At 29.2% G+C, this 7,462-nt stretch carries 5 protein-coding genes; 2 read left to right on the top strand and 3 right to left on the bottom strand.

Annotated elements, in window-relative coordinates; all coding sequences use genetic code 11:
* A partial coding sequence (locus M3Z80_RS08430) for an S-adenosylmethionine synthetase N-terminal domain-containing protein (protein WP_293919148.1) occupies positions 1 to 483 on the bottom strand: 483 nt, incomplete at its 3' end.
* Positions 484 to 576: 93 nt separating this feature from the next.
* Here M3Z80_RS08430 and M3Z80_RS08425 point away from each other — a divergent pair.
* Positions 577 to 1,383 (top strand): M48 family metallopeptidase, encoded by an 807-nt coding sequence (locus tag M3Z80_RS08425; protein ID WP_293919146.1) that lies wholly within the window; start codon positions 577 to 579, stop codon positions 1,381 to 1,383.
* 101 nt (positions 1,384 to 1,484) lie between these two features.
* On the opposite strand, the gene M3Z80_RS08420 is transcribed toward M3Z80_RS08425, so the two are convergent.
* A complete protein-coding gene (locus tag M3Z80_RS08420) occupies positions 1,485 to 2,105 on the bottom strand; it encodes a hypothetical protein (RefSeq protein ID WP_293919144.1) in 621 nt (206 codons plus the stop codon).
* 4 nt (positions 2,106 to 2,109) lie between these two features.
* On the bottom strand, positions 2,110 to 3,126 hold the full coding sequence (gene tsaD / locus M3Z80_RS08415; protein WP_293919143.1) for a tRNA (adenosine(37)-N6)-threonylcarbamoyltransferase complex transferase subunit TsaD: 1,017 nt from the start codon (positions 3,124 to 3,126) through the stop codon (positions 2,110 to 2,112).
* Between the two features lie 119 nt (positions 3,127 to 3,245).
* Between tsaD and M3Z80_RS08410 the strand changes: the two genes are divergently transcribed.
* Positions 3,246 to 7,462: translocation/assembly module TamB domain-containing protein (locus M3Z80_RS08410; RefSeq protein ID WP_293919141.1), on the top strand; the 4,217-nt coding region annotated here is incomplete at its 3' end.

Below are 7,462 nucleotides of genomic sequence, written 5' to 3'. Positions count from 1 at the left end.
TAGATAGGTCATAATTTGCCCTTCTTTTCTTATTCTGGCAAGCACTTTTAAGATACTATGTGAGATATCTAATGCCAAAGGCATATAATTGTCTGTTTCATTCGTTGCATACCCGAACATCATTCCCTGATCGCCGGCACCTTGTTCCTCCTTATTTTGTTTATCTACCCCACGGTTGATATCTTGAGATTGTTCATGCAATGCGGATAGAATACCACAAGATTCAGCTTCAAACTTATATTCACTTTTAGTATAGCCAATTTTTTTTATAATATTTCTTGTAATTTGCTGAACATCTATATAAGTATTGGATTTAATTTCTCCTGCTAAAATAACTTGTCCTGTGGTAACTAAAGTTTCACAAGCTACTTTAGAATCCGGATCAAAAGCTAAAAAATTATCTAATATGGAATCTGATATCTGATCAGCTACTTTATCTGGATGGCCTTCCGAAACTGATTCGGATGTGAATAAATAAGGCATATTTTTTGATTTTACTTAATTATAATCATTCATTGCAAATTTAAGAACATTAATTAATAAATTTACTATATTTCAAAAATTATTACAGAGTTTATGAATTCAAAAAAATGTTTATTACTATCTTTAGTATCTTTATTAACAGTGGCTTGTGCTACGAACCCTTTAACCGGAAGAAAATCGCTCAATTTTGTATCTAACTCTCAATTGCTACCTTCATCATTTCAGCAATATCAAGAAGTTTTATCATCTAATAAAATAATTACTGGAACTCCTCAAGCAAAACAAGTGGAAGAAGTTGGTAATAGAATTAGAAAAGCAGCTGAAACTTATTATAAATCTATCGGAAAGTCCTCCGCTCTAGATGGATATCAATGGCAGTTTGTTTTGATTGATGATCCTAAAACTGCTAATGCTTGGTGTATGCCCGGTGGAAAAGTTGCTGTTTATACAGGTATATTATCTATATGTAAGGACGATACAGGTTTAGCTGTTGTATTGGGACATGAAATTGCTCATGCATTAGCGGGTCATGGGGCTGAAAAAATATCTCAGTCTTATATCTCTGAATTAGGAGGACAAGTTTTAGGAGGAGTGACCAATAATCAAGCATTGCGTCAAGTGATTAATCAATATTATCCGGTAGCAAGTGGCATCACTCTATTAAGATATGGTCGTAAACAAGAAACTGATGCGGATGAAATGGGCTTATATATAATGGCTATGGCAGGATATGATCCGAGGCAGGCCCCAATATTTTGGCAAAGAATGATTGAGTCTACAGGCGGCAGCAATACCCCTGAATTTTTATCAACTCACCCCAATCCTGAAAATAGAATTGCTGATTTAAATAGGATAATGCCTAAAGCATTGCAATATTATCAATCATATCACACCAATTAATTATAATTGTTTCTATAAAATATAATGAAATTTTAATTTATCCGTCAAAAATGGTATAAAAATTGAAATGTTTAGAAATAGAGATTTAATGTGTTTAATGATTAATGTTTTTTAACTTCAAGATTATCTACGGAAATACTTGAATTAAGTACTAAATATCCAAAATAGATGCCCAAATCATTCCTTTTTGAGATGGTAGTTACAATTTTATCGTTTAAAAGGAATTGAATAGAACTTTTGTCTGTTACGATTGAAAAACTATTCTTTTCCTTTTTTTTATATTTTTGTATTTTCTGCTTATAAAAAATTTGTGACATACCTTCTTTTTTACTTTCATAAGAAACTAAAACTTCATTTTCTGAATTGATGCCAAATAACAAATAATTTTCTGGGAATTTTTGTTGATCTGCAAATAAAATAATTCCTGCTACCCCATCTTTATCATAAAGATTATTTATTTGTATTGAGGTAGTAATTTCAACATTTTGATTAAGTTCAAAAATAGGAATTAAAGAATAATTAACAACATTCTTTAATTTGCTACTCATCAACAAATATCCACTTTCAATCTTTGTATTTATTTCTTTTGAAGATAATGTGTCCCAACCATTTTTATTTGTACGAAAAGTATCTTTAAAAAGTAAGGAATTCTCTTTACATGAGTTTAGTATCAATAAATTTATAATAATAAATAGACAATTATAAAAATTTTTAACTTTCATGATCTTAAATTTTATATCTAGCCGTTGCTATAGTCTTAAGATCGGTAAATTGATTGTGTTCATATTTAATACTTCCCACAACGGCAATCATTGCAGCATTATCTGTAGTATACTCAAACTTGGGTATAAAAGTTTTACATGCTAACTCAGACTCTAATTTCTTTATTTCTTTTCTCAATTCTAAATTTGCAGAAACACCACCAGCAATGGCTACATTTTTAATTCCTGTTTTTTGTATGGTCAGTTTTAATTTATCTATTAAGGCTGCAATTATAGTTTTTTGGACTGAAGCACATATATCGTTTTGATTTAATTTTATAAAATCCGGATTCTTAGCTAATTCTTTTTGTAAAAAATAAAGGACAGAAGTTTTTATTCCACTGAAAGAAAATTTAATTCCGTCTAATTTTGGTAAAGGAAATCTAAATTTATTAGGATTACCTTCTTTAGATAGTTTATCTATCATAGGACCTGCCGGATATTCCAATCCTATTAATTTTCCAATCTTATCAAAAGCTTCACCTGCAGCATCATCTAAGGTTTCTCCCAAAACTTCCATTTCAAAATAATTACTTACTTTAACAATTTGTGTATGACCACCGCTAACAGTAAGACATATAAAGGGAAAACTTATATTATTATTCAATTCATCTTCAATGAAATGAGCAAATATATGTCCTTGCATATGATTTACCTCAATAAGAGGTATATTTAATGACATGGATAGCGACTTAGCAAAACTGGTTCCTACAAGCAGCGAGCCTAATAATCCTGGTCCCCTTGTAAAAGATATCGCATCAATTGCTTTTTTATTTATATTTGCTTTTTGAATTGCTTGATGTATGACGGGTACAATATTCTGTAAATGTGCACGGGATGCCAATTCCGGAACTACACCTCCATAATTTTGGTGTATTTTTTGTGTGGATACCACATTGGAAAGTATTTTTTTTCCTTGAATTATGGCAGCTGAAGTATCATCACATGACGATTCTATTCCTAAAATAATGGGTGTTTTCATTTATGGCAAAGTTACTAATTAAAAAAATATTTTTTAAGTCATTCAAAGCAATCTCCTACACATTATGTATTTTGTTTTTTATACTGTTATCTTTTCTATTAATTATCAATTTACCCTATGTGAAAGATAAAATAGCAAAAGAGGCTTTAGTATATTTAAATAAAGAATTTAAAACGAAAATTTCTTCTGAAAATATAGAAGTAGATTATTTTGGAAATTTGATACTTCACAATGTCGTAATAAAGGATCATCATGATAATGAATTAGTTACCGTTAAAGAATTAAAAGGGTATGTAAATACAATTTCTTTAGTTGAAAATTTAGTAATAAAAGGAATTGATGATATAAAAATTGATCAATTGCGTTTTAACGATCCAATAATTAGGGTTATCACATATAAAAATGAAACTCGTGATAATTTTTCAATATTTATTGATAATTTCAAGTCTGATAAATCTTCTAAGAAAAAAGATTTTAAATTAAAAGGTAGAGTAGATATTATAGGAGGTAAATTTTCAATCGTTAATCAGAATTTACCTGTTGAAGACCAGGTTTGGCTGGATACTTCTGAGTTAAATTTAAAAATTTCTTCAGTTGATATTTTTAATTCGGATGTAAAGGTACAAGTTCAACAATTTAATTTTAAAGCTAAGAGACATAAAGAAAATTATACAATTCGTCAATTTTCTGCTTTAGTACATTATTCTGAGACTGAATTATCATTTAGCAATTTAATACTTGAAACGGATTCATCTTTACTTTTGGGTTCTTTATTCTTTAATTATACAAAAGAAAATGGAATGAACAATTTTGAAGATCAAGTTATCTGGAATATGGATCTGAAGACAGCAAGTAAAATTTCGGGTAAAGATATTCGCTATTTCGTAAAAGATTGGGACTCCAATTCTTTATTATATATGTCATCCAAAGTTAATGGAACTCTTAATAATTTAACTTTAACCAATCCAATTTTATCGGTTGATAAAACCTTTTATTCATCTCCGAATTTACTTTTAAAAAATTTGGTTACGACAGATGCTTCTCGATCTTTTTTAATTAAAATAAAAGAAACTCACCTTCAAACTTCATACACATCTTTGAAATCTTGGCTTCCTAAATTTATCAAAGTAAAAATTCCTGAAATTGTTTCTGAATTTGGTGTAATGAATTATAACGGATCTTTTTCCATTGATAAAAAAGATCTTACTTTACATGGAAATATGATAAGTTCATTGGGGGAGCTTTTTGCAGATGCACAATTATTTGACTATACTTCTAAAAATCCGAAATATAAAGGAAAAATTGAAACCTATCATTTAAATTTAGCTCCATTTATTAAATCAACTACAGTTGGACCTATCACGGCAAACATTCAGTTTGACGGAAGTGGATTTGATTTAGATCAAATGAATACCCAATTTGATTTAAGTATCAACAGTCTTGATATTAATGGTAAATCTATAAGTAGTATTTCAGCTGTTGGTAATCTAAGAGATAAAGTTTTTGAAGGTAAAATTAATACTAATGATTCACTGGCTCATTTTAACTTTGACGGAAAAGTAAATTTCTCGAAAAAAAATATAAAAACTACTTTCGACGCAAATATTCAATCATTAAATTTAGGATATTTTGCTTCTCAAGTTAATAAAAATAAATCGTTTAAGGGAATAGTTAAAGCCGATATTGAATTTAGTTCTATTGATGATTTAATAGGACAAATTAATATCAATTCAATAGTGCTCGATGATAATGGTAAACAAACAAATTATAACGATATTCAAATAAAAACTAGTTTTGAAGATGGAAATAGAAACTTAGATATATTTTCGCCAAACATGATTACTGCTAATATCTATGGAAAATATAAATTAGAAGACATTCCGGACATGTTAAAAAAAGGAATTGGTAATCTAGTTTCTAATTTCAAAACTAAAAAACGTTTTGATAATCAAGAATTTTCTTTTATACTGGATATTCAAAAAGATTTATTTGATTTATTAATGATGGATGTTAATTTATCTCCAGGAACTACTATAACGGGTAGATATATTGGAAATGGTAACAAGTTGCAAGCGCAGATGATTTCGGAATACATTTATTATAAAAATATTAAGATTACAAATCCGAATATCTTTCTAAATACAGAAGATTCTTTAAAACAATTTATGGGATCTTTATCAACATTGCGTATTAATAATACAGTAATTGACCGAATAAATTTTACAGGATTTAATAGAAATGATTCTTTATATGCATCCACTAATTTTTATTATGGAAAATATAAAGAAAAACAAACAAATTTTGATTTAAATTTATATCAAACTCAAATAGGAAATGATTTAATAATAGGATTTAAACCGTCCAATATTAATCTAGCACAAGCTAAATGGAAACTAAATCCCAATTTTAAATCCGATGAGGCAATAGCAAAATATAATTTATTAACTAATAAATTAACCTTACAAAAAATTGAGTTAACTTCCGAAAATTCTGAAATATTGTTATCTGGCGATTATATCACTAATAATGATTATAATTTTGATTTAAATTTAAAAGATGTTAATTTAGAAAAGATATTGCCACATAGTTTGCTTAAAGATATGTCTTTTGAAGGGATTGCAAATGGTTCGGCCAAAATTCTCAAAAATTCGAAAGAACTTAAGCCATTGGTTGATCTTTATGTTGATAAATTAAAGTTTAATGGACAAACCTTAGGAAATCTTGCTATGAGGGCTATTTATGATGCGAAAACTAATCGATATTTGTTACAAAGCAAATTAGAAGATTCAGGCGAAGATCGTTTCTTAGCTCAAGGATATATTCTCAACCAAAATGGCAAACCGTCACAATTAAAAATTGACCTGAATGCTAATAAAATGAATATAGCTCCTATAGGTACATTTTTACAAAGTATTTTTTCAAACTTTAGGGGAACAGCGTCAGGAAATGTGCAAATTACCGGTGATGTGTCAGATCTAAAATATCAAGGAATGTTAACTATGTCTAAAGTAGGATTTATGGTTAATTTTTTAGGTGTTGATTATCAATTAACTAAGGATCAGGATTTGCAAATTTCTGATGGAGTATTTTTATTTGATAATATTGAATTAATGGATACTCAAAGAAAAACCAAAGGATTAGTCTTTGGGCCTTTAATGACCAAGAATTTTTCTGAATGGGGAATGAACCTTGATTTTACCTCAGAAAAGCTTTTAGTTCTTAATACAACTATGAAAGAAAACGATTTGTTTTACGGAACTATTTTTGCCTCGGGGAATTTTTCTATCACAGGAACTACTGATAAAGGTATTGACATCTCAGCAACCGCTATGGCTCTTGAAGGAAGTAGTTTAACCATTAATAGTAGTAGTACTACACATGCAACAGATATTCAATATATAAAGTTTATACCCGAACAACATAAGCAAGACGAAGAAATTGATTCAAAACCTCCTACGGGATTGTCGATACGTGCAGATGTTTCGGCAGATAACAAATCTGTTGTAAATCTCATTATCAGTCAAGAAACCGGAGATAAAATAGTTGTAAGAGGGGATGCTAAACATATTAAATTCGATATGTCAAAAGCCGGAGTAATTACTATGGACGGAACTTATACAATTACCGGAGATAGTAAATATTATTATAATATGTTTGTTAATAAAGATTTTACTATTATTCCAGGAAGTACAATAAGATGGGAAAATAGAGGTCCAACGGAAGCAGATTTAAATATACGTGCTTCTTATACAAGATTGGTTAGTAATATTGGAGATTATTTGGGGATATCTACAGTTCCTGCAACAAATGTAACTGTATCAGCCTTATTAACAGGATATTTATCCAAACCTAGCTTAGCATTTGATATACAAGCCGAAGCCTCTTCTTCTGTTAAAGATCAACTTAATACTAAGTTGAATAATAATGAAGGAGAAAAATATAATCAAGTAGCCGGTATTGTAGTTTTTGGAAGCTTTTTATCTGACAAAATGGGAGGAAGTAGTTATGCTTCATCGGCTTATGATGTAGTGCTTAAACAGCTAACTTCAGCTATAAATAATATAAGCGGTGTATTTTCATTGGATGCCAATTTTAATGCTGGGTCTAGAGTAGATAGAACCAGTGATAGAATATCCCTAGATCCGACCTTTAAACTGAATCAAAGATTATCCATTGTTGGATCTGTTAATATGCCTTTAGAGCAAAAAAGTGCTGCTGATGTTTGGACGTATGGAGCAAAAATTAATTACGATATATCAAAAAATAATGATAAATCATTAATAATTAATAGTTTCTCAAAACCGTCCACCTTTGGATTAGAAACATCTATTATATC

The organism is Apibacter sp. (assembly GCF_025291155.1).
Lineage (GTDB): Bacteria > Bacteroidota > Bacteroidia > Flavobacteriales > Weeksellaceae > Apibacter.
This window is presented reverse-complemented; position numbering and strand designations above follow the sequence as displayed.

Bases quoted from the DNA above. Each gene is read 5' to 3' on its own strand.
- M3Z80_RS08425 (WP_293919146.1), top strand. From the start codon at position 577: ATGAATTCAAAAAAATGTTTATTACTATCTTTAGTATCTTTATTAACA.
- M3Z80_RS08420 (WP_293919144.1), bottom strand. From the start codon at position 2,105: ATGAAAGTTAAAAATTTTTATAATTGTCTATTTATTATTATAAATTTA.
- tsaD (WP_293919143.1), bottom strand. From the start codon at position 3,126: ATGAAAACACCCATTATTTTAGGAATAGAATCGTCATGTGATGATACT.